At 37.9% G+C, this 21,799-nt stretch carries 21 protein-coding genes; 15 read left to right on the top strand and 6 right to left on the bottom strand.

Annotated elements, in window-relative coordinates; all coding sequences use genetic code 11:
• Positions 1-65 precede the first annotated feature (65 nt).
• Positions 66-419 carry a hypothetical protein gene (locus tag AC4D4B_RS16865; RefSeq protein WP_491000570.1) on the top strand — a complete coding sequence of 118 codons (354 nt, stop codon included), beginning with the start codon at positions 66-68 and terminating at the stop codon, positions 417-419.
• A 190-nt stretch (positions 420-609) separates the two neighbouring features.
• The gene (locus AC4D4B_RS16860) at positions 610-1,059 is read left to right on the top strand and encodes a hypothetical protein (RefSeq protein ID WP_490994715.1); all 450 of its coding nucleotides are present in this window, start codon (positions 610-612) and stop codon (positions 1,057-1,059) included.
• A 192-nt stretch (positions 1,060-1,251) separates the two neighbouring features.
• On the opposite strand, the gene katA is transcribed toward AC4D4B_RS16860, so the two are convergent.
• Positions 1,252-2,700, bottom strand: a complete 1,449-nt coding sequence (gene katA / locus AC4D4B_RS16855; protein ID WP_490994714.1) for a catalase KatA — start codon at positions 2,698-2,700, stop codon at positions 1,252-1,254.
• Between the two features lie 523 nt (positions 2,701-3,223).
• Between katA and AC4D4B_RS16850 the strand changes: the two genes are divergently transcribed.
• Entirely contained in the window at positions 3,224-3,658 is a 435-nt protein-coding gene (locus tag AC4D4B_RS16850) for a DUF4395 domain-containing protein (RefSeq protein WP_491000569.1), read from the top strand.
• Between the two features lie 121 nt (positions 3,659-3,779).
• Here AC4D4B_RS16850 and AC4D4B_RS16845 read toward each other — a convergent pair whose 3' ends face one another.
• The gene (locus AC4D4B_RS16845; protein ID WP_491000568.1) at positions 3,780-4,745 is read right to left on the bottom strand and encodes a bile acid:sodium symporter family protein; all 966 of its coding nucleotides are present in this window, start codon (positions 4,743-4,745) and stop codon (positions 3,780-3,782) included.
• A 239-nt stretch (positions 4,746-4,984) separates the two neighbouring features.
• Positions 4,985-5,494 (bottom strand): DUF6141 family protein, encoded by a 510-nt coding sequence (locus AC4D4B_RS16840; protein WP_491000567.1) that lies wholly within the window; start codon positions 5,492-5,494, stop codon positions 4,985-4,987.
• 485 nt (positions 5,495-5,979) lie between these two features.
• Here AC4D4B_RS16840 and cotE point away from each other — a divergent pair, with 485 nt between their 5' ends.
• The 3 genes from cotE (at position 5,980) to mutL (ending at position 11,245) form a co-directional block, all read left to right on the top strand.
• The gene (gene cotE / locus AC4D4B_RS16835) at positions 5,980-6,579 is read left to right on the top strand and encodes an outer spore coat protein CotE (RefSeq protein ID WP_490994710.1); all 600 of its coding nucleotides are present in this window, start codon (positions 5,980-5,982) and stop codon (positions 6,577-6,579) included.
• Positions 6,580-6,685: 106 nt separating this feature from the next.
• Entirely contained in the window at positions 6,686-9,298 is a 2,613-nt protein-coding gene (mutS, locus tag AC4D4B_RS16830; protein ID WP_491000566.1) for a DNA mismatch repair protein MutS, read from the top strand.
• A 15-nt stretch (positions 9,299-9,313) separates the two neighbouring features.
• Positions 9,314-11,245, top strand: coding sequence for a DNA mismatch repair endonuclease MutL (gene mutL / locus AC4D4B_RS16825; protein WP_491000565.1), 1,932 nt, complete (start codon positions 9,314-9,316; stop codon positions 11,243-11,245).
• Between the two features lie 571 nt (positions 11,246-11,816).
• On the opposite strand, the gene AC4D4B_RS16820 is transcribed toward mutL, so the two are convergent.
• Complete coding sequence (locus AC4D4B_RS16820) at positions 11,817-12,230, bottom strand: YkvA family protein (protein ID WP_490994707.1); 414 nt, start codon at positions 12,228-12,230, stop codon at positions 11,817-11,819.
• A 183-nt stretch (positions 12,231-12,413) separates the two neighbouring features.
• Here AC4D4B_RS16820 and brfA point away from each other — a divergent pair, with 183 nt between their 5' ends.
• A complete protein-coding gene (gene brfA, locus AC4D4B_RS16815) occupies positions 12,414-12,623 on the top strand; it encodes a ribosome rescue factor BrfA (protein ID WP_490994706.1) in 210 nt (69 codons plus the stop codon).
• 58 nt (positions 12,624-12,681) lie between these two features.
• On the opposite strand, the gene AC4D4B_RS16810 is transcribed toward brfA, so the two are convergent.
• Positions 12,682-13,476: a YqjF family protein gene (locus tag AC4D4B_RS16810; RefSeq protein ID WP_491000564.1), complete on the bottom strand. Its 795-nt coding sequence runs from the start codon at positions 13,474-13,476 to the stop codon at positions 12,682-12,684.
• A gap of 946 nt (positions 13,477-14,422) precedes the next feature.
• Between AC4D4B_RS16810 and miaA the strand changes: the two genes are divergently transcribed.
• From miaA to AC4D4B_RS16780, 6 genes are all read left to right on the top strand, one after another.
• Entirely contained in the window at positions 14,423-15,373 is a 951-nt protein-coding gene (gene miaA, locus AC4D4B_RS16805) for a tRNA (adenosine(37)-N6)-dimethylallyltransferase MiaA (protein WP_490994704.1), read from the top strand.
• Positions 15,374-15,402: 29 nt separating this feature from the next.
• Entirely contained in the window at positions 15,403-15,630 is a 228-nt protein-coding gene (gene hfq, locus AC4D4B_RS16800) for an RNA chaperone Hfq (RefSeq protein WP_066104248.1), read from the top strand.
• A 271-nt stretch (positions 15,631-15,901) separates the two neighbouring features.
• On the top strand, positions 15,902-16,855 hold the full coding sequence (gene spoVK, locus AC4D4B_RS16795) for a stage V sporulation protein K (protein ID WP_491000563.1): 954 nt from the start codon (positions 15,902-15,904) through the stop codon (positions 16,853-16,855).
• Between the two features lie 313 nt (positions 16,856-17,168).
• On the top strand, positions 17,169-17,390 hold the full coding sequence (locus AC4D4B_RS16790; RefSeq protein ID WP_491000562.1) for a hypothetical protein: 222 nt from the start codon (positions 17,169-17,171) through the stop codon (positions 17,388-17,390).
• Positions 17,351-17,926, top strand: a complete 576-nt coding sequence (locus AC4D4B_RS16785; protein WP_491000561.1) for a hypothetical protein — start codon at positions 17,351-17,353, stop codon at positions 17,924-17,926. Before AC4D4B_RS16790 ends, AC4D4B_RS16785 begins: the two co-directional genes overlap by 40 nt.
• 46 nt (positions 17,927-17,972) lie before the next feature.
• On the top strand, positions 17,973-18,191 hold the full coding sequence (locus AC4D4B_RS16780) for a hypothetical protein (protein ID WP_491000560.1): 219 nt from the start codon (positions 17,973-17,975) through the stop codon (positions 18,189-18,191).
• A gap of 50 nt (positions 18,192-18,241) precedes the next feature.
• Here the strand turns inward: AC4D4B_RS16780 and AC4D4B_RS16775 are convergent, their stop codons facing one another.
• The gene (locus AC4D4B_RS16775; RefSeq protein WP_491000559.1) at positions 18,242-18,844 is read right to left on the bottom strand and encodes a trimeric intracellular cation channel family protein; all 603 of its coding nucleotides are present in this window, start codon (positions 18,842-18,844) and stop codon (positions 18,242-18,244) included.
• Positions 18,845-18,989: 145 nt separating this feature from the next.
• Here AC4D4B_RS16775 and hflX point away from each other — a divergent pair, with 145 nt between their 5' ends.
• Positions 18,990-20,240 (top strand): GTPase HflX, encoded by a 1,251-nt coding sequence (gene hflX, locus AC4D4B_RS16770; protein ID WP_491000558.1) that lies wholly within the window; start codon positions 18,990-18,992, stop codon positions 20,238-20,240.
• 15 nt (positions 20,241-20,255) lie between these two features.
• A complete protein-coding gene (locus AC4D4B_RS16765; protein ID WP_490994699.1) occupies positions 20,256-21,521 on the top strand; it encodes a methionine gamma-lyase family protein in 1,266 nt (421 codons plus the stop codon).
• Positions 21,522-21,799: the final 278 nt, after the last annotated feature.

The raw sequence follows: 21,799 nt of genomic DNA, 5'->3' as shown, positions 1-21,799 counted from the left end.
AGAAAGGGTATTAGATCCTTTTCTCACAATGGTATGGATCTTTATTGCCAAGTTATTAAATATGAATGAAATCTAATCAGAAAATGTTTTGTAATATTATTCCAAATGATGGTACTCTTATGAGTGGAGGTGTATTAGTGAGAAAATTCAGTTTATTGTCAATAGGAATGATGATTGCAGGGCTGATATTATTTGGTTTAACCAGAGGTATAGATCAACATGTGGAATTTTTATTTCTTTTAGGAAGTATATCTTTTGTGGTTGGAATCGTTTTCAGTTTTGTGGCGATAGCAAAACAGGAAGAAGGGTGGTTAAAATTCATTTCACTCAGTTCTTTTTTTATTGTGTTCTTTTTGATTAGCTGGTTTGAGCCGTTTCATTTTATTCGAGTCCTTACTTGGTTGAAAAATACGGCTTAGAAGTGGGAAGGGGGCGCCGCATATTTCTCTTGCAGTGCATTTTTTTTGACTAGCTATCTTAGTATCTTAGCACTCATATAAAAGGTAGAACTTTATATGTGTAGGGTTACCAAGTGAAAATTTACAGGACAAATGTAAAATTAATTATTATTTTCTAAGTGAAGAATCATTTATAAAAGGAGGTTGATTAATGAAGAATGAAGGAATTTTAACCTTATTAAGTGAAACGTTTGAAGGACCTAAAGGGAATGAGAGTTGGTTCACTGAATCAAAGCCTGGGAGTGGATTGTTCGGTACTATTGATTCATTAAGCGCTGTGGAAGCCTCTGTACTAGTCGAAGGTGTGACAATTGCTGCCCATACAGATCATACACGTTACCACTTATGGGCATACAATCAATTATTAGAAGGGAATAGACAGGATTTCAATTGGGATGAGAGCTGGAAAATTGGATTGGTAACAAAAGATGAATGGGAGCAAATGAAGAATGAACTTCATAGAGAATACATGAAGATGATTGACCGTATTAATAGCATGCAAAACATTGATTCTCCTTCAACTACTATTCTTCTAGGGACATTGGCGCATGCAGCTTATCATTTGGGAGCAATCAGGCAGATGGTGAAGGGGGTTAGATAACTTACCATATATAACAGGGCTAAGTTAACATGCAATGGTTATGCTCATCGAATAATAAGTAAAGTCACCACTTTTCTGGATGTGGCTGTTTTCTTTCAACCTTATAAAAAAGGTACTGCAAGTAGCAGTACCTCTTTTAATTGAGAATACGAGAATTTAATTGAGAATGTTAAATAGGATTAAATTATTCTATTAAACTTCTTCAGTTACTGTTAAACCAAGTCCTGCAGCTACAAGTGTTCCGTATTCAGGATCAGCTTTGTAGAAATGCTGGATTTGACGTTCGATAATTTCAGGTACAGTTACACCTTGCATAGATCCAACGATGTTGTTAACTAGGTTAGCGCGTTCTTCACTGCTTAACAATCTGTATAGATCTCCAGCTTGAGTGTAGAAGTCATCATTATCATAAGAAGTGCTTGCAGCATAACCTTCTACTTCAAATGTTGCTTGTTGATCTTCAGGAGATTCTTGTGGACCTCCAAAGCTGTTTGGCTCGTAGTAGACAGAAGAACCGCCATTTATACTTGGGTTCATTTGGCCGTCACGTTGATAGTTATTAACTTCAACTTTAGGACGGTTAACTGGTAAGTGATTATGGTTTGCTCCGACACGGTAACGGTGAGCATCTGCATAAGCGAATAAACGACCTTGCAATAATTTATCAGGTGATACATCAATACCAGGAACGAAATTACCAGGAGAGAATGTAGCTTGTTCTACTTCTGCAAAATAGTTTTCTGGATTTCTATCTAATACCATGCGGCCAACTTCGATTAATGGATAGTCTTTTTGAGACCAAACTTTTGTTACATCGAATGGATCGAAACGATATGTGTTGGCATCTTCAAGCGGCATGATCTGTACGCATAATTTCCATGCAGGGTAATCGCCAGCTTCAATTGCATTGTGTAAATCTTCGATATGGTAGTCTGGATTAGTACCTGCAAGCTCAGCAGCCAAATCAGTGGATAGATTTTTTACCCCTTGTTCCGTTTTCCAGTGGTATTTAACCCATACGGATTTACCTTCAGCATTTGTCCATTTGAACGTGTGGCTACCAAATCCGTGCATATGACGCCAAGTAGCAGGAATACCACGGTCAGACATAAGAATTGTTATTTGATGTAAAGATTCTGGTGAAAGTGACCAGAAATCCCAAACAGCATTAGGGTTTTTCAAATGTGTTTTTGGATCTCTTTTTTGTGTATGTATGAAATCAGGGAATTTGATTGCATCACGGATAAAGAAGACAGGAGTATTGTTACCAACGATATCGTAGTTACCTTCTTCAGTATAAAGTTTTACTGCAAATCCACGAGGATCACGTAAAGTATCAGCAGAACCAAGTTCACCTGCAACTGTAGAGAAACGAATGAACAAAGGAGTTTTTTTGCCAACTTCAGATAAGAAAGCAGCTTTTGTATATTCAGTTAAATCTTTTGTAACTTCGAAATAACCATGTGCTCCGCCGCCTTTTGCATGAACTACACGCTCAGGTACACGTTCTCTGTTAAAATGAGCTAGTTTTTCTAATAAATGTACGTCTTGGATTAAAGTTGGTCCGCGTCTTCCAGCTGTGATGGAATTTTGGTTATCTCCAACAGGAGCTCCCCAACTTGTAGTTAATTTTTTGGACATTAGTTATACCACCCTTTTTCGTAAGATAAACCTATTATATTTATTTTTTATAATATTATCAATTAAAAAATACTATTTATTTAAAATTATTATAAATAAAAGGAGATTTAATGAAAGAATGTTAATGTGAACTATTATGAAAGGCTTCTTATTGGAAGGGATCTTACCTTTAAAAATAAAGCAAGCAGGAGAGTTAGCAAGGAGATTCTCAATTAAGAAACAGGTATTCTTAATTATGTCTATTTGATTAGAGTTTCGAAAATATCAATTTTATAAAACGATGTGGTAAGGGAAATTCTGTCGAACAGTTCGGTTTACAAAATGATTGGGAAAGTTATTATCCTTTATCAACTTCCTAGCTGTCAATTAGAATGATTCATTAATATGCCTTTACATACAATTAATTACTGAAAGTGCTTGACGATAAAATATAATTTAATTAAATTCTTTTACTTTCCCATTTATGGTTAAACAGAGTAAGATGAGGAATAACATATAAAACATATTGGAGAGGTGTGAAAATATGGAGGAAACGGTGCGCACGGTTCCGAGACCATTGGTACGTTTAAATCAATGGGTGATATTCCTTAGTGTAGTAGCTACTTGGGTAACAGGTATTGAATGGATATTAGCACTGCCCTTACTTGCAGGAATAATGGGTTTAGTATTTGGATTTAATCCAATCATGCAAGCAGGTAAATTATTTTTAAGGAAAAAACCTTCTGATTATATTCCGGAAGAGTGGGCTCAGCAACAATTTAATCAAGTAATCGCTGTAATTTGTCTTGCAGGCGGTCTGATCAGTTATTTGTTTGATTGGGTGATTGCTGGATATGTATTTACGGCCATGGTTGCTATTGCTTCATTTGTAGCTATTCTTGGATTCTGTATTGGTTGCTTTATTCGTTTCCAGTGGCAGCAATATAGGTATAAGAAATCAGTAAATAAAACAGTTTAAAAGAAGGAAAAGGATCTTGCATGCTATCGCAGGATCCTTTTTTCTGGGCAGAATCGTAGAATTGTTGCTAAAGACTTAATTAAAAACCTCCGCAAGGCTATCGCTTTGCAGAGGCTCCAACTTAAATAGATTGCGATTCATCCAGATCAACAGGTTCATTTTTATCCTTCATTCTACTGAAGATCGTTGCTAAAATTGGTCCTGATATATTGTGCCATACACTAAAGATGGCACTTGGAACAGCTGCCAAAGGTGAGAAATGTGCTACCGCTAATGAAGCGCCCAATCCTGAATTTTGCATACCGACTTCAATCGCGACTGCTTTCCTTTTCGCCAGATTCATGCCGAATAATTTACCGAATAAGTAACCGATTAAATAGCCTAAGCCATTATGTAAAATGACTACAGCGAAAATAAGCAATCCTGTTTCAGCAATTTTTTGCTGATTTGCCGCAACTACAGCTGCAACAATAGCAACTATGGCAATAACAGAAACAAGAGGCATTACTTTAACACTTGCTTTCGCCTGCTTATTAAACAATTTTTGAACAATAAAGCCAAGTGCGATTGGTATAACAATTACTTGCACAATCGAGATAAATAAGCTAGCAGGTGCAACATCGATGTATTCGCTTGCGAATAAGAAAATGAGTGCAGGTGTGACAACTGGAGCCAGCAATGTTGTGATGGAAGTAATGGTTACGGATAATGCAACATCTCCTTTTGAAAGAAAGGTCATGACATTAGAAGCCGTTCCTCCTGGGCAGCAGCCTACTAAAATAACGCCGACTGCAATTTCTGGTGGAAGATCGAATAGCTTGACCAATAAAAATGCCAATGTGGGCATAATCAAGAATTGACCGACTACACCGATGAGAACATCCTTCGGTCTTGTTAATACTTCTTTAAAATCAGCAGGTGAAATTGTTAATCCCATCCCAAACATGACAATCCCTAATAAAACGGTAATATAGGCTGCAATCCAAGAAAAACCATCTGGAATAAAGAAGGCAAGTGCTGCAAAAATGAGTACCCATACTGCAAAGGTGTTACTTACAAATTGACTGATACGTTCTAAAGCTTTCATATTTCACCTCAGGGATAAATTTGTTTAATATGGGAAATTATATATTAATATCTGAATATAATCAATAGTCTGAAAACTTATTGTGAAGAGGAGCATTCAAAAGAAACAGTTTTTTGGCTGACTTCTTGTGTTCTCTCTATAGATAGTATGGATAATTTCCGAATATCTCTGTGAAAAAGCAAAAAAATACACCATCAAACTCAAGAAACATACATAATATCGAGTAAGGTGGAAAATATTCACTTTGAATTTAATGCTTTTATTAATTCATCCGGATTTTGTGAACCCAAAACTACTGTTCTATTTCCTCTTAATTGCAATTCTATTCCCTTGTTGCCGCCTATATTATATGCAGAATCCCCATTTAAATTAAATCGTATGCCCCAGCCTCCGAATCGTAGTAACGAATTGTAGGTAATACTAGAATATTGAACCATATCTTTAAATAAAAATGATTTATAATGGAGATGAAACGGCATGTAACGCACATACAATCCATCCTTACGCACCTCAGTTTCTAGCTTACAGAATCCCAGTAATAGTCCTAATGGGATTGCTATTCCAAAAACAAGCCAAAGAATTGTTAAAAACGGATTAGATGCAGGTTTATCACCGAATGGAATTCCGAAAATGACCTGTTGAATAAATGCATACCAAAATAATGCAGCGAGAGCTATAATAAAAATCCATAGCAAGGGTTGGCGAGGGTATTGAACTTCTCGAAAGATTACATCCTCCTGTTTTTTCATGATAATAATTTCCTCCTCCCTACATAATTAAGTACTAATGTTTGAGTACAGAACTTTTGTATTATTATAAATATGTGTTATTTATACTCCTTATTGTACTATTTAAGTGAAAAACTGTCATAATTCTACCTGTCCTTTAATTCCAGATAAAACTAAAACTCAAAAAGGCATGATCTCCGTAGATAAATGCCTCATTTTTTCTGTTAATTATATTTTCAGTAGTAATGCTTGTTCATCTGTTGAGAGCTTTAAAGTCTATCCTCTATTTTTAATAGTAAAGGGAAATGAGTAGTAACACTTTATCATTCCTAGCTTTCTTATTTAAATTCCGCATAACTTGCTCCTATTTTTAAATCAAGGTCACCTTTCTTCAGCATGGGCATAAACTGTAGCATGCAATCCTTGTTGAACTGATAATTAACTTGCACGCTAGACATTTATCATGCATAGGATGAAATGAAAATGGTTGAGGAGGGTAACCTTGTATGTCACAATATAGAGAAATCATCACGAAGGCAGTAGTGGCAAAGGGTCGTAAGTTTACCAAGGCAAATCATACGGTTTGTCCGGATAACGATCCTACCAGTATACTGGGCTGCTGGATTATTAATCATACGTATGAAGCCAGGAAGCAAGGTAAGAAGGTAGAAATTGCAGGATATTATGATATCAATGTTTGGTATTCATACAGTAATAATACGAAGACAGAAGTTAGAACAGAAAAGGTTCCTTATAAAGATACCATCAAATTAAAGTATCGGGATCAAACGGTCTATGATGATAATGAAGTCATAGCCAAAGTAGTTCAACAACCGAATTGTATTGAATGTCTAATAACTCCAGATGGTGAAAAAATTTCTGTTCATGTTGAACGTGAATTTTTAGTGGAGATTATTGGTGAAACAAAAGTAACTGTTTCAATCAGGGAAAATGCAGACACCGATGAGGAAAGCTGGGAGCTTGAGGTAGATGATGACGAACTGGAGGAAATTAATCCTGATTTCCTTGATCACAGTGAATCCTCCAGTGAAGAGTCCAGCTCCTATGAATCAGGCAGGAAAAAAAGCAAAAGCAAGCGGGATTAAGTAACTAGAGAGAAAAACTCTCTAGTTTTTTTGTTGTTAGACGAGCTTGGCTCCTATGATATAATACTTCTATTATATATTTGATTGAAAGAAAGGTTTTGGGAAAATGGCAGTAGCAACCTATACTCCTATGATTCAACAATACTTGAGTATAAAGGCAGATTATCAAGATGCATTCTTGTTTTTCCGCCTTGGTGATTTTTATGAAATGTTCTTTGAGGATGCCATTAAGGCATCAAAAGAATTAGAGATAACCTTAACAGCGAAGAATGGTGGAGGAGAACAAAAGATTCCCATGTGCGGGGTTCCTTATCATTCAGCGCAATCTTATATTGAAACGCTAGTAGATCGTGGCTTTAAAGTGGCCATCTGCGAACAAACAGAGGATCCGAAAGCAGCAAAAGGGGTCGTTAAACGTGAAGTTGTCCAGTTAATTACTCCAGGTACGGTGATGGAAGGAAAGAGTCTCGCCGAAAAGGAGAATAACTATCTTGCAACTATTTCATCCATAGATGACCTGGGATTTGGAGTGGCTCATATTGATTTAACGACTGGCGAAAATCGAGTAACCCATTTTTCCAATTTTAAAGATGTTTTAAATGAAGTCTCCGTTATAGGTTCTAAAGAAGTTGTGGTTCAGCCAGATATCGGCGAAGAAAAAGAATTGTTATTAAAAGACAGAGGGATTGTCACAATCTCTTATGAAGCCGACTCGGAGCCGAAGGAAGAGTTTAACCACCTGGTTAACGAGCTTCCAAAAAAAGACTTGAAGCACACGGTAGCCCGTTTGCTCAATTATATACAGCGAACTCAAAAGAGAACGATTGAACATATTCAGCCAGTTGAATTATATGAAACAGAGCAGTATTTAAAAATAGATTATTATTCAAAAAGAAATTTAGAGCTAACGGAGACCATTCGTTCAAAAGGTAAAAAGGGCTCTCTTTTATGGCTCCTTGATGAAACAAAGACGGCCATGGGCGGCAGAAGATTAAAGCAATGGATTGAACGCCCCTTAGTCAGTGAATCTGAAATAGAAGCTCGATTATCGATGGTCGAAACATTTATGAATCATTTTTTTGAACGGGAAGAGCTACGTGAGCTTTTACATGAAGTTTACGATTTGGAACGTTTAACAGGCCGTGTTTCCTATGGCAATGTAAATGCACGGGATTTATTGCAGCTGAAGCGTTCCCTGCAGCAAGTACCGGCAATTATAGATGTGATTGGAAGGCTGCCTATTGATACGGCTAAACAAATCGCATCCCGGATGGATCCGTGTGAAGAAGTGACTGATTTACTTGAGCAGGCATTGCATGAGAACCCGCCGATTTCTATTAAAGAGGGAGGTATTATTCGCGAAGGGTATAACGAAGATTTAGATCGTTATCGCGATGCTTCCAAGAACGGGAAAACCTGGATCGCTCAGTTGGAACAAAAGGAAAGAGAAAGAACGGGTATCCGTTCGCTGAAAATCGGTTATAATCGCGTATTTGGATATTACTTGGAAATAACTAAGGCTAATCTTCATCTCTTAAATGATGATCGATATGACAGAAAACAAACTCTAGCAAATGCAGAACGTTATATCACTCCAGAATTAAAGGAAAAAGAAACAATCATCCTCGAAGCAGAGGAAAAAAGTACAGGTCTTGAATACGATTTGTTCTGTGAATTACGTGATCAAATTAAAGATTATATTCCTCGACTGCAAAAACTAGCGATGGAAATCAGTGAATTGGATGTTTTACAATGCTTCTCTACTATTAGTGAACGTTACCACTATGTAAAACCACAATTCTCTCATACACGCCAAATGAGTATAAAAAATGGCCGACATCCAGTCGTAGAAAAGGTTTTAAAAGCGCAGGAATATGTACCGAATGATTGCTTCTTGGATAAAAAGAAGGAAATCTTATTAATTACTGGACCAAATATGTCCGGTAAGAGTACGTATATGCGCCAGGTTGCTTTGACAGCGATTATGGCCCAAATCGGGTGCTTTGTACCTGCAGACGAAGCAATCCTTCCAATATTTGATCAAGTATTTACTCGAATCGGTGCAGCAGATGATTTGATATCAGGACAAAGTACATTTATGGTTGAAATGCTTGAAGCAAATCATGCGATTACGAATGCAACAGAAAACAGTTTGCTTCTGTTTGATGAAATCGGAAGAGGAACGTCAACCTATGATGGAATGGCATTAGCCCAATCAATCATTGAATATATTCATCATCATATTGGTGCAGCTACTCTCTTCTCCACGCATTATCATGAATTGACAGCTCTATCTGATCAACTCAGCAAGCTGAGTAACGTACATGTTCGTGCAATTGAGCAAAATGGCACAGTCATTTTCCTTCATAAAGTAGTCGATGGACCAGCTGATCGCAGTTATGGTATTCATGTTGCCAAGCTTGCAGAAATGCCGGAGACGGTGATTAAGCGAGCGCAAGAGATATTAAACGTCCTTGAGCAAGGGGACAAGCAACCAAAACCTACGCCGCCAGTCAAAACAGATACTGAGGCAGAAATGGTCAATGAACAAGCGCAATTATCATTCTTTACAGAAGAGAAAAAGGAAAAAGGATCCACAGTGAACCGGCAATCGAAAGAATGGAAGGTAGCGGAAGAGCTCAGATCCTTATCGATATTAGAGATGAATCCATTGGAAGCATTAAACGCCTTATATGCATTACAGAAAAAATTAAAGTAGGGAGGAGAGAAGAAAATGGGGAAAATTGTACTGTTAGATGATCTATTATCCAATAAAATCGCTGCCGGAGAAGTAGTAGAGAGACCTGCATCTGTTGTAAAAGAGTTAGTGGAAAACTCAATAGATGCTAACAGTACGGTAATTGAGATTTATGCTACGGAAGCCGGCCTCGAGTCCATCCGCATCATTGATAATGGGGAAGGGATGGAAGAGGATGATGCCCTAAATGCTTTTCACAGGCATGCTACCAGTAAAATAAAAGACGAAAACGATTTATTCAGAATTCGTACGCTAGGTTTCCGGGGTGAGGCATTGCCTTCGATCGCCTCTGTCTCCAAATTCGAATTAAAGACCTCAACAGGTGATGGACCTGGAACCCGTCTTTTACTAGAGGGCGGCAAGGTCCTTACCCATGAGTCCTATTCAAGCCGTAAGGGAACCGATATTACAGTAAGTGAACTATTCTTTAATACACCGGCTCGTCTGAAATATGTTAAAAGTGTTCATACAGAGCTTGGGAATATAACCGATGTCGTGAATAGGCTGGCGCTGTCTCATCCGGATGTATCGTTCAAGCTGGTACACAATGACCGTACCTTATTACAAACATCAGGCAATGGCAATCCACTTCAGGTGCTTGCCGGGATATATGGGATACAAACTGCTCAAAAAATGCTGCCATTTGAAGCATCAACACTTGATTTTTCAATAAAAGGCTATGCCGGACATCCGGAAATGACGAGGGCTTCGCGTAACTATATGACTATTTTGGTCAATGGACGATTTATCAAGAATTATTTAATCGCCAAAGCTGTCATGGAAGGGTACCATACTTTATTGCCTATTGGACGTTATCCAATTGCGATGCTCAATATCGAAATGGATCCTTTGTTGGTTGATGTAAATGTACATCCTTCCAAAATGGAGGTTCGTTTCAGTAAAGAGCAGGAGCTGATGGCATTAATTAGCGAGGCCATCCGGAATACATTTAAAAAAGAGACGTTAATTCCGACAGGCGCTCCTGTTAAACGTGAGGAAAAAGCAAAAACGGAACAAGCTCAATTTACATTTACGGAGGAAAGAGAAAAGCGGCCTGAGCCGCCAAAGCAAACTCCTCCAATGGTGAAGGCAACTGAAGGATTTTCTGTGATTTATGATCCGCCGGAGATTGAACAGCCGAAGCGGGAATTCGAGGCTCCTATTTCTATTGAGCGGGATGAGATTGAAAGGGTGTCAGTAGAAGAAGAGGTAGAAACTGCCCCGGCAATCAGTTCAGAACCCGGTTCCGAACGTATCGGAACGATCGTGGAGCAAAAAGAAGAGGAATTAGAGCCGGTTCAAGAGCATCAAGACATTCAAGAAAGCCGGATCCCGCCCTTATATCCGATTGGTCAGCTGCATGGAACTTATATTTTGGCTCAAAATGAGCAAGGGCTCTATATGATTGACCAGCATGCTGCTCAAGAGCGGATTAAGTATGAGTTCTTCAAGCATAAGGTGGGAGATGTCAACAAGGAACTGCAAGAAATGTTGGTCCCGATGACGCTGGAGTATTCAACAGATGAGTTTGTGAAGCTCGAAGAACATAAAGAAGAGTTGGAAGCGGTTGGAGTATTCTTGGAACCATTTGGATTAAATAGTTATATTGTCCGCGCCCACCCAACCTGGTTCCCGGCTGGCATGGAAGAAACGATCATTGATGAAATGGTCCACCAAGTATTAACGATGAAAAAGGTGGATATCAAGAAATTACGTGAGGAAGCGGCAATCATGATGAGCTGTAAGGGCTCGATTAAAGCAAACCGACATTTGCGTAATGATGAAATCAGTGCATTACTGGATGAATTGCGTCATACAAACGATCCATTCACATGCCCACATGGCCGCCCAATTATCGTCCATTATTCAATTTATGAGCTGGAGAAAATGTTTAAACGGGTTATGTAAGTAAATAAGTATGAAATTTTAAGTAAGGTGGAGGAAACGAGTCGATTTCCTCCACTTTTTGTGTCTGTAATATAAGTTTGGATACAAAAAAGCTCCTAAGCTGCGCTTTTTTGGGCCTATCCCCACCTACGAGGCACCTATGACCGGGCTATACTGGGGTAAAGGTGGGTGAAAGGCAGGTGAAGTATGGGGGAAAGCAGCTATGCCCCACCTATGAGGCACCTATGACCGGACTATACCGGGGTAAAGGTGGGTGAAAGGTGGGTCAAGTATGGGGGAAAGCAGCTATCCCCCGGCTATGATGCACCTATGACCGACCTATACCGGGGTAAAGGTGGTTGAAAGGTAGGTCAAGTATGGGGGAAAGCAGCTATCCCCCGGCTATGAGGCACCTATGACCGACCTATACCGGGGTAAAGGTGGTTGAAAGGTAGGTGAAGTATGGATGAAAGCAGCTATCCCCCACCTATGAGGCACCTATGCCCGAGCTATACGGGGGACACAGAACTCACCCAGAAAAGCAAAAAAAGGTGTCAAATCAGCCTATCAAGCTGATCAGACACCTTTTTAATTATTCAATATCAATAGTTTGCTCTTGCTTCGCTTGCCATAATTTGAATTTCTCGAGGTCTTCAGTTATTTGCTTAATGGTAAATCCGATAATGGCTGCATCATCCGCAAATCCAAGACCTACAATAAAATCTGGGATAAAATCAATAGGTGATACAAAATAGATAATGGCTGCGATTATAGAAATAATCGATTTTTTAGGAATCTCTTTGTAATCACCCTTTACCCAAGAACGAAACATGGTGATGAGTAATTGCAGATTGTCCCAAACCTCTTCCAGTGCATTTCTGTTTGTATTTGATTTCGTAGTTGCTTCATCTAAGAGCTCATTTGATTTCTTTGTATTATTTAAATAGGTTTTGGCTGAATCGATGTATTTTTTATATTTATGTATTCCTTTGTTTTGTTCTTCCATTACGCATTCCTCCTAAACGACAACTTGTTTACATTTTAAGGTATATTTCATTAACTAACAACATTTCAGTGATTGGCCAGAAAATAAATTAAATGCCAATCATTAGAATGGCTGCTTAATGTCTTTTTCCCTAAATTTGTGTATACTAATCCTATCCTGTGAAAAATTGAGGTGTATAGAATTATGAGTAAAAGTCGGGCTAAAAAATATAGGCTGAAATTGGAGAGGGAAGGCAAGCGCAATCCTGAAACTCTACGGGGCGGTCTATATACAATTGATTTGAGTACAAGAATGACGAAAACAAAGAAGGATAAAATGGAGCAATTTAAACATAAAAAGAGATTTCAGCATCTAACAAAGGATGAGGGAATCTCTTTTTATTTGGTTCTATAGAGAAGTGTATTAAGGAGACAGTATATTCAGTCCCCTGGTATTGAGGCCTTATGCTGTTCTATGTACTAAAACGATTAGTGGAATGGTGAACCAAAGGCCAAGCGCGTACCTCAATCTTTTTTGCAAAATGAAAGATAGGCAATTCATCATTAATATCAATACCCTGCTTGGATAGTATGGAATTCTTGCTGAATTCTGCTTCTGCCTCTTGTATGATCCAAGGGTCATGTAAAATATCACAGCGAAGCGGGACTCCTGATAAATTTAAAGTATAAAAGCAGTAACGCTCGGCCATCCATTCCTCGAAGGACCCCTTAGCTGCCTGAAATGGTTCGGAAATTGGTCTATAGCTACAGGCTAACTCGATTTCACGGTCAAGTAGTCTCTTGCTTTTAAATTCAATGTTTGTTTTATTAGTCTGCATTTCCATTTCAGTATACCAATACGGTAAGTGGTATAATGTTCTTGCCCCTTTTACAGCAAGCCAATTAGCAGCATCTAAACTAAAAAAGTAAACACCTGGCTTTCCGTCTAGAATGACATATGTCCGAACATTTAGCTCGGGAAATTGATCTGTTCCTGGTACAGGGGGTAATCCCCGAAGCCTGACACCCGACATACGAAATGGTACAACCCCAATCCAGCACATCCCATTATATGAATCCAAAGGGAGCACTTCAGGTACTAACTTTCGTAACACCTCAAATTTAATTGGATAATGGGCAAATAAGAGATCGCTCCATGTCTGCTTCATTGTCCAAGGCAAATTCGGAAGATCCCATGGACGATGGCTGTCATCCCATTGGGCTTTATTGAATTTTAGCTGTTCTTCCAAAGCCATCACTTCCTTCACAATTTTTTATAGCGCAATTTTTGGATTTAAATCCTTCTGAAATACCGTCACTACTTTACTGAAGGTAAGTAAAACTGCATCCAAAGTAAAAATCCTCATGAAAATCAACATTAATTTTGCAATTGTACACGGAGAAAAATAACCCAATTAATACCTATTATACCTTTAAATTGAAATGTTTTTATGTTATTAATCTATTTTAAGGTAAATATTAGAGATGTAGACTCTTACAGATAAAGGTAATCTCTGTAGAAAGAACTTTCCAACGTGAAGAATTAGATGGGTTTGTAAGTTTCATATGGGAAATTAAATTAATGACAGCTTAGATGCAAGTGGTCCTATTAAAATTAACGGGGCAAAAACCCACTCATCATTGGATGAAAAATAAGTAAAGAAGAAGTGAGACAAGAACATACACAGTACCAATAAAAGCCTTGGAGTTATAAAGTTCTCTAATACCTGTTAGCAAAAATAAGAAGAATAAATAAACAAAAAGCAATTGTACTAAGGAGAAGACTCTATATGAAAAAATATATCCCAGTAAGAGAAGCGTAAGTATACCAATTAAGACCTGTATGAACCGGATCATGAAAACAATTTCCTCATTTCTATATAGGTAAGATGCTTTTGTTATACCATTAACCACTTGCTGCACGTACTAACATTACACCTTCAATTGTGTGAAATCTCTATAATAAATATTGATCAGGTAATTGTTATATGATTGATTACTGAAGCACCTTAATTATAGGATTAGTAAAAATAGAACTTATCTTAAGATTAAAGTTCATGTATAAATTATTTCAAAATAACAAAAGAATGAAAAAAGATTTGAATAAAGACTATTTAAACTGACTATACTGGTTAGATGTTACTCGCTCATGTTCAGATTATAATGATTTATGTTAAGATAAGAAAAAAATGAATAGGGCAGTGTGAAGCATAAATGGAAAAACAGAAATTGGTCGTGATTATTGGACCAACAGCAGTGGGAAAAACCAAACTATCAATCAATTTGGCCAAAAAGTTCAATGGTGAAATTATAAGTGGCGATTCAGCACAGATTTTTAAGGGTATGGATATAGGAACTGCTAAGGTTACAAAGGACGAAATGGAAGGGATCCCTCATTATTTAATTGATTGCAGGGAACCATCTGAATCCTATAATGTTTATGATTTTAAGCAAGAAGTCCAGCAGAAAATCAATGATATAACGAATAGGGGAAAGCTTCCGATTTTAGTGGGTGGTACCGGGTTGTATATTCAATCCGTCCTATACGATTATCAGTTCCCTGAAACCACGGCAAATCCCACTATTCGAAAAGAGCTGGAAGAACGAATTGAACAAGAAGGGCCTGATGCTGTTTATCAAACACTTGTTGAGATTGATCCAGTTGCTGCTGAAAAAATACATCCTAATAACACAAAAAGAGTTATCCGTGCTTTAGAGGTATTTTACGATTCAGGAAAGCGTTTCAGTGAACAGGAACAATCCACAGAGAGAACATTATTATATGATGTGGCTCTGATTGGGTTAACGATGGACCGTGATCTTTTATATAAAAGGATCAATGAACGAGTCGAAACAATGATGCAGCAGGGTCTTGAAGAGGAAGTCAGAAACCTATATGCAAAAGGATTAAAAGATGCACAATCCATGCAAGCAATTGGATATAAGGAATTTGAGGGACTAATTGAAGGAACTGAAACACGAGAAAATGTCATAGCGGAAATACAGCGGAATTCCCGTCGGTTTGCAAAAAGACAATTTACTTGGTTCCGAAATAAGATGGATGTTCACTGGTTTGATATGACCAATTTGGCTGATTTCGAAAAAATTTCTGAAGAAATATCGCTTGAAGTGGCAGGAATGCTCGCTTTAAAGGCGAATAGATAAACTATAGAGAGAAAAGAGGAGGCAAAAAAATGAAACAAGGAATCAATATTCAAGATCAAATTTTAAATCAATTGCGTAAGGAAAATGTATATGTAACAATCTTTTTACTTAATGGATTTCAGTTACGCGGACTGATAAAAGGGTTTGATAATTTTACAGTCTTAATTGAAACAGAGGGTAAGCATCAATTGGTCTACAAACATGCGATTTCAACATTTGCTCCTCAAAAAAATGTACAAGTTGACCTTGAAGGTTAAGGATAAGTACGGCAGACTCCCTCTAAGGTGAGTCTGTTTTTTATTTTACTGATTTTTTCATTCTGTATAGAGGATGTTAGGAATATAAATAAGGAGAGGAAATATAATTATTTTCCGGGCAATCGCAGTATGTGACAATCAGGCACACCTTTATCGGTAAAAAATAAATTAATTTTGTAGTTTCAGGGGTGCCCTTGTCTATTTTGCCTTCACTTTGTCGAATGTGTTAGGTAAAAAAGGGGGGACACGGCTTCATTAAAGAGGTGATCAAATGGAGCAACAGCCAATGCGAGTAAGAAATAATGGGCAGATTAATGTTGTACTGAAAAATGGTCAAACAAAGGCTCAGGTTAAGCCGATTTTAAATGTTCCTCCATTACCAAAGGATATACCTTCTCATCATATAGCCCTAAAAGAAATTGAAGCTGAATTGAATAGTCTCGTAGGCATGGAAGAAATGAAAAAAGTTATAAAGGAAATTTACGCATGGATTTATGTGAATAAGCAACGGGAAGTAGCTGGCCTTAAGGCGGAAAAACAGGCGCTTCATATGATGTTTAAAGGGAATCCCGGTACTGGAAAAACGACGGTTGCACGCCTTATTGGAGATTTATTTGTAAAGATGAATGTCCTGAGCAAAGGTCACTTAATCGAAGCCGAGCGGGCAGATCTTGTAGGAGAATATATAGGACACACAGCTCAAAAGACGAGAGATTTAATTAAAAAGGCAATTGGGGGCATTCTTTTCATTGATGAAGCCTATTCTTTGGGAAGGGGTGGTGAAAAGGATTTTGGTAAGGAAGCGATTGATACATTGGTAAAGCATATGGAGGATCGGCAGCATGAATTTATTCTTATTCTTGCCGGATATTCACGGGAAATGGAGTATTTTTTAACCTTGAATCCAGGCCTGCAATCCCGTTTTCCGATTGTCATTGATTTTCCGGATTACACGGTTGATCAATTAATGGATATAGGGAACCGAATGTTAAGTGCCAGGCAATACGTTTATAGTCTGGACGCGGAAAGAAAACTGCGCGATCATCTATATTATTTAACAAATGTTCTACATCTAAAATCCTTTTCCAATGGTAGATATGTAAGGAATGTAATAGAAAAATCAATCAGAACTCAGGCAATGCGTCTTTTGCTGTCGGATCAATATGAACGTCGGGAATTAATGACGATTCGAAGTGATGACCTGGTGTTCGATACGTTTGAGTAAGAGATACGAAAAAAGATGAATGCCCTGTAAGCTGTTATAAAGCTTATGGGGCATTTTTTTTGATAGAACAGTCATTGCGGAATAGATTGAATTGATTTCTAAGATGCTGATTTGATAAGGAGGTTAGAATACAAGAAATCAAACTACCTCGGACTGCAGGTTATTAACTGCCAAGTGTAACTAATCTATTAATTATTCTATTGATATGGTAAATTTTAGTTAGTTTCATAGGGTTTAATGGTAGAGTTTGTGTTTAGATTAGTCTCTTGCCATTGTGTTAGAGAAAGTGGAATGAGAGTAGAGGGTAAACGATATGAATTTGATAGAAGAATCTATATTTACAAGCAAACAGGTAATCATTGATGCAGATTGTAAAAAAGAAGATTTGATTGTTTTGTTAAAAAACACCGGTGAAAATACAATTCAATTAAATGGAGAACTTATTTTAACTCTTCCCCAGGGTCACCATATGATTCGATTCACAAAGGACCATTTTTGTCTTTTATACAATACGACTCTATCTTTTTATCCTTAACTGGTAAATTTGTATCTGAATTTGAGGTTGGTTCACATATCCATGAGTTATTTCCCTATAAAGATGGTGTTCTATGTATATATGGAGATGAAGGTGTATATGGCGAGGGTGCTGGAAAAGAGATATTGAACTATGTATCTCCATTCAGTGGTTTGGAGTCTTTTCATGACAAGGCTATCCGCTGTAATCTTGACTATAATCCTCTGTATGCTCGATATAAGCCCTATGCTTGTATCGATTCAGAGAGAAATGAGTTGGTATTACTCAATGAGCAACTTGAAGAAGAAAGAACAATGAAAATTCCTTTTGATACAGGAAATTTAATTACCTTTGCACTTACCTACAAATACGGCTTATTTATAGAAGAAAATAAACTATGTGCATGGGAATTGGATACAACAAAACGCTTTGTTGAGTATAAGAGGGAGTTCTCCTCTAAAACCAGAGCCATTTTTCATCGTCATGATTTTTTATTGATAGAGATTTCTGATCATGAAATAAAAGGATTCATGCCAGTTGTGGAGTATGGCACTTAAGCTAATAGATACCAAGCTTAATATCGAACGTATGGGAGAGGTTTTTTTGGATTTAACGTTTATAGCATCTACTATTTCTAATGTTTATCGCCAAAATCCGAAGGTTGAAGCGGTATTGCTGGGAGGATCTGTTTCACGTAACTGGAATGACAGCTATTCTGATATTGAGCTATTCGTCTTTTGGAAAGAAATTCCAACAGAGGAGGGATTAAGAGCCTTGCTAAGTATGAAATGCAACAAGGCTCTTGTCATTTATCCTATATAAATACGAATCTATGAAATGAACTGGTAGTCTATCCATGTCAGTACTTTCAATCAGTAACTTCTTTTAACAACAGGTAGATGCCATTCATATAGATAAGAAAGCATTCTTAAAAAGGTAATAATGATAAATAAAAGGTATAATTCAAGGTTGGATGTCATCGCTCCGAGGCCGATTAAGAGACCTGCAATACCAGCCCATATGGCGTAAATTTCAGATCTTAACAGGATTGGCTTCCTGCCTGCCAGGACATCTCGTACGATACCGCCGCCACTTCCTGTCAGGATAGCAGCAAATACAACCGCAATAAGCGGTAAGTTCATTTCCGTTGCTAATAAGGCGCCTTGGACAGCGAATGCGCTTAAACCGATAGCGTCAAAAAAATTCCCCCACCTGTTCCAATGCTTTAAAAGCGAATGCTGAAATAAACAAACAATAGTTATAGAAATGAATGCGATAAAAAATAATCCATGTTGCTCCCAAATATGTATAATTGGGATTCCGAGCAGCAAATTGCGGATGGCTCCTCCTCCAAAGGCTGTTACAAATCCGAGTAAATAAAGGCCAAATAAGTCATATTCCTCTTCCATTGCCACTAATGCTCCGCTGATTGCAAAAGCGATTGTTCCGATAATACTCAATACATCCCATGTCATACTTTTTTCTTTTTCTCCTTAAATAAAATTCAAATAATCATTTAAAATCTGGCTAATTTATCATATCATTTGAATACAAGGTTTGGAACGGGTGATTTTTTTGGTATGATAAGAAGAATAGTGAACTATTGAGGGAAGTGACATAATGGAAGAAACATATGAAAAAGCTATACTAGTTGGTTGTCAGCGTGAAGATATTGATGACAGTCGATTTGAATCCTCTATGGAGGAACTTGAATCATTAACGGAAACTGCCGGAGGGCAGGCTCTTGTATTAGTATCTCAAAAGAGAGTTAAGCCTCATCCTGCTACATATATCGGAAAAGGGAAAGTCGAGGAGCTCATTGCATTAGTTGAAGAGCTCGAACCGGATGTTGTAATCTTTAACGATGAATTGTCTCCCAGTCAAATACGAAATCTCGGTAAAGAGCTGGGAACTAGAATTGTTGACCGAACCCAGTTGATTTTAGATATTTTTGCTCAACGTGCTCGTTCTCGCGAAGGTCAAATGCAAGTGGAATTAGCACAATTGCAATATATGCTGCCAAGATTGGCAGGGCAAGGTACTGAATTATCAAGACTCGGCGGTGGAATAGGAACGAGGGGACCAGGGGAAACAAAACTGGAATCTGACAGACGCCACATTCGACGTCGCTTGGATGAAATCAAAAGGCAATTGGATTCAGTTGTTAAGCACAGAGAACGTTACAGAGCGCGTAGAAAACGAAATAATCGTTTCCAAATTGCATTGGCCGGCTATACAAATGCTGGTAAATCAACCTTGTTTAACCGTCTGGCTGAAGCGGATTCTTATGAGGAAAATCAATTGTTCGCTACCCTTGATCCGATGACCAGAGAATGTCTTCTTCCATCTGGATACAAGGTCCTTATCAGTGATACTGTTGGTTTTATTCAGGATTTGCCTACATCTCTTGTTGCGGCATTCAGATCCACACTTGAAGAAGTGACGGAATCCGATGCCATTTTACATGTAGTGGATTCTTCACATCCTGATGCTTATAACCATGAGAAGACTGTTCAAAAAATTATCGAGGACTTGGGTGCTGAGGATATTCCCCAATTGATTGTCTATAACAAAAAAGATATGGCCCATTCTGAATTTGTGCCGACATCCAAGGAAAAATCCATTCATATATCTGCTCGTCAGGATGAAGGGATTCAACAACTTCTTTTAGAAATGGAAAAATTGGTTGAAAGCTTTATGGAACCATACTCCGTTATGATCCCAGCTAATGAAGGGAAGATTATAGCGCGATTAAAGGATGAGACAATCGTTAAATCAACCGAGTTTCATGAAAGCAATGAGACCTATCATCTAAAGGGACTTGCTTTAGCGGACCATGCAATCATGGGAATTATTAAAAATTACGAGTAGGAGTAGGAATACAACATGTTTGAACAATTAAAGAACGGTGAGAGAATCAAAGAAACTGTTCAAGAAACTGAAAAAATGGTTGCTGAAAGATTTTTAGAAATCGATGAAAATGTAGACTTTAATACAGCAAAGGTATTAAAAGCCTTCCAGGAAAACCAGGTTAGTGATGCCCACTTTAATCCTTCAACAGGTTATGGGTATGATGATATGGGCCGAGATACATTGGAAAAGGTGTTTGCTCATGTATTTGGAGCCGAAGCGGCACTTGTCCGCCCGCAAATCATATCTGGAACACATGCTATTTCAACTTCTTTATTTGGTGTGTTACGCCCTGGTGATGAGCTTTTATACATTACAGGAAAGCCATATGACACGCTTGAAGAGATTGTTGGCATACGCGGAAGTGGTATAGGTTCATTGAAGGAATATCAAATATCCTATCAATCTGTTGCTTTAAAGGAAGATGGGTATGTTGACTTTGATGCAGTAGCAAAAGCTATTAAACCAAATACGAAAGTAATTGGCATTCAACGCTCAAAAGGCTATGATAACCGCCCATCATTTAAAATTGCTGAAATAAAGGAAATGATTCAGTTTGTAAAAGCAATCAAACAGGATGTCGTTGTCTTTGTTGATAACTGTTATGGAGAGTTTGCTGAGAAAATGGAGCCTACTGAGGTTGGAGCGGACCTAATGGCAGGTTCCTTAATTAAAAATCCTGGCGGTGGTTTAGCAAAAACAGGTGGTTATATTGCCGGTAGAGCTGATTTAGTAGAACGATGCGCCTATCGTTTAACAACACCGGGTATTGGTGCTGAAGCGGGTGCTTCCTTGTACAGTTTATTAGAAATGTACCAAGGATTCTTCTTGGCTCCGCATGTTGTTGGACAATCCTTAAAAGGAGCAATCTTTACAGCAGCCATGCTAGAAAAATGGGGATTTAGCCCTTCACCTACTTGGAACGAACCTAGAACAGATCTCATCCAATCAGTTCAATTCCATGACAGAGATAAGATGGTGCTGTTCTGTCAGCAGATTCAGTTTGCTTCACCAATTAACTCTCACGTGACACCATATCCGGCCTATATGCCTGGATATGAGGATGATGTCATCATGGCTGCCGGAACGTTTATCCAGGGAGCGAGTATCGAATTAACGGCTGACGGTCCGTTAAGACCGCCATATACCGCTTTTGTACAGGGCGGACTAACGTACTCCCATGTTAAAATAGCTATTTGCAAAGCAATCGATCAGATGATTGAAAAAGGATTAATAAAGTAATAAATGATAACTCCCTTATTTTTAGAATAGGGGAGTTTTTTTGTTCGTGAAAATATTGAAGGGGTTATGCTTATATACAAAATATGGAAATTAGTGATACTCTTAGTATATCTATTTTAAAGTATAAATTTCAGATATTGAGGGTGAGAGTATGAGTAAAAAGTTGCATATCTTGAATATAATTGCGGGGATAATCATTTTAACTGCAATGATAGTCACACTTGTATCTGGCAGCAATAATCTTCCGTATGCAGTCATAGTATTGTATTTTCTCAGTT

The organism is Pradoshia sp. Z6_59 (assembly GCF_058267515.1).
This window is presented reverse-complemented; position numbering and strand designations above follow the sequence as displayed.

Excerpts from the sequence above, each read along its gene's own strand:
- AC4D4B_RS16765 (WP_490994699.1), top strand. The coding sequence starts at position 20,256 with ATGTTTGAACAATTAAAGAACGGTGAGAGAATCAAAGAAACTGTTCAA.
- AC4D4B_RS16840 (WP_491000567.1), bottom strand. The coding sequence starts at position 5,494 with ATGAAAAAACAGGAGGATGTAATCTTTCGAGAAGTTCAATACCCTCGC.
- AC4D4B_RS16790 (WP_491000562.1), top strand. The coding sequence starts at position 17,169 with ATGAATTTGATAGAAGAATCTATATTTACAAGCAAACAGGTAATCATT.
- AC4D4B_RS16820 (WP_490994707.1), bottom strand. The coding sequence starts at position 12,230 with ATGGAAGAACAAAACAAAGGAATACATAAATATAAAAAATACATCGAT.
- AC4D4B_RS16775 (WP_491000559.1), bottom strand. The coding sequence starts at position 18,844 with ATGACATGGGATGTATTGAGTATTATCGGAACAATCGCTTTTGCAATC.
- cotE (WP_490994710.1), top strand. The coding sequence starts at position 5,980 with ATGTCACAATATAGAGAAATCATCACGAAGGCAGTAGTGGCAAAGGGT.
- hfq (WP_066104248.1), top strand. The coding sequence starts at position 15,403 with ATGAAACAAGGAATCAATATTCAAGATCAAATTTTAAATCAATTGCGT.
- AC4D4B_RS16845 (WP_491000568.1), bottom strand. The coding sequence starts at position 4,745 with ATGAAAGCTTTAGAACGTATCAGTCAATTTGTAAGTAACACCTTTGCA.
- brfA (WP_490994706.1), top strand. The coding sequence starts at position 12,414 with ATGAGTAAAAGTCGGGCTAAAAAATATAGGCTGAAATTGGAGAGGGAA.
- AC4D4B_RS16865 (WP_491000570.1), top strand. The coding sequence starts at position 66 with ATGAAATCTAATCAGAAAATGTTTTGTAATATTATTCCAAATGATGGT.
- katA (WP_490994714.1), bottom strand. The coding sequence starts at position 2,700 with ATGTCCAAAAAATTAACTACAAGTTGGGGAGCTCCTGTTGGAGATAAC.
- AC4D4B_RS16860 (WP_490994715.1), top strand. The coding sequence starts at position 610 with ATGAAGAATGAAGGAATTTTAACCTTATTAAGTGAAACGTTTGAAGGA.
- spoVK (WP_491000563.1), top strand. The coding sequence starts at position 15,902 with ATGGAGCAACAGCCAATGCGAGTAAGAAATAATGGGCAGATTAATGTT.
- miaA (WP_490994704.1), top strand. The coding sequence starts at position 14,423 with ATGGAAAAACAGAAATTGGTCGTGATTATTGGACCAACAGCAGTGGGA.
- AC4D4B_RS16850 (WP_491000569.1), top strand. The coding sequence starts at position 3,224 with ATGGAGGAAACGGTGCGCACGGTTCCGAGACCATTGGTACGTTTAAAT.
- mutS (WP_491000566.1), top strand. The coding sequence starts at position 6,686 with ATGGCAGTAGCAACCTATACTCCTATGATTCAACAATACTTGAGTATA.
- mutL (WP_491000565.1), top strand. The coding sequence starts at position 9,314 with ATGGGGAAAATTGTACTGTTAGATGATCTATTATCCAATAAAATCGCT.
- hflX (WP_491000558.1), top strand. The coding sequence starts at position 18,990 with ATGGAAGAAACATATGAAAAAGCTATACTAGTTGGTTGTCAGCGTGAA.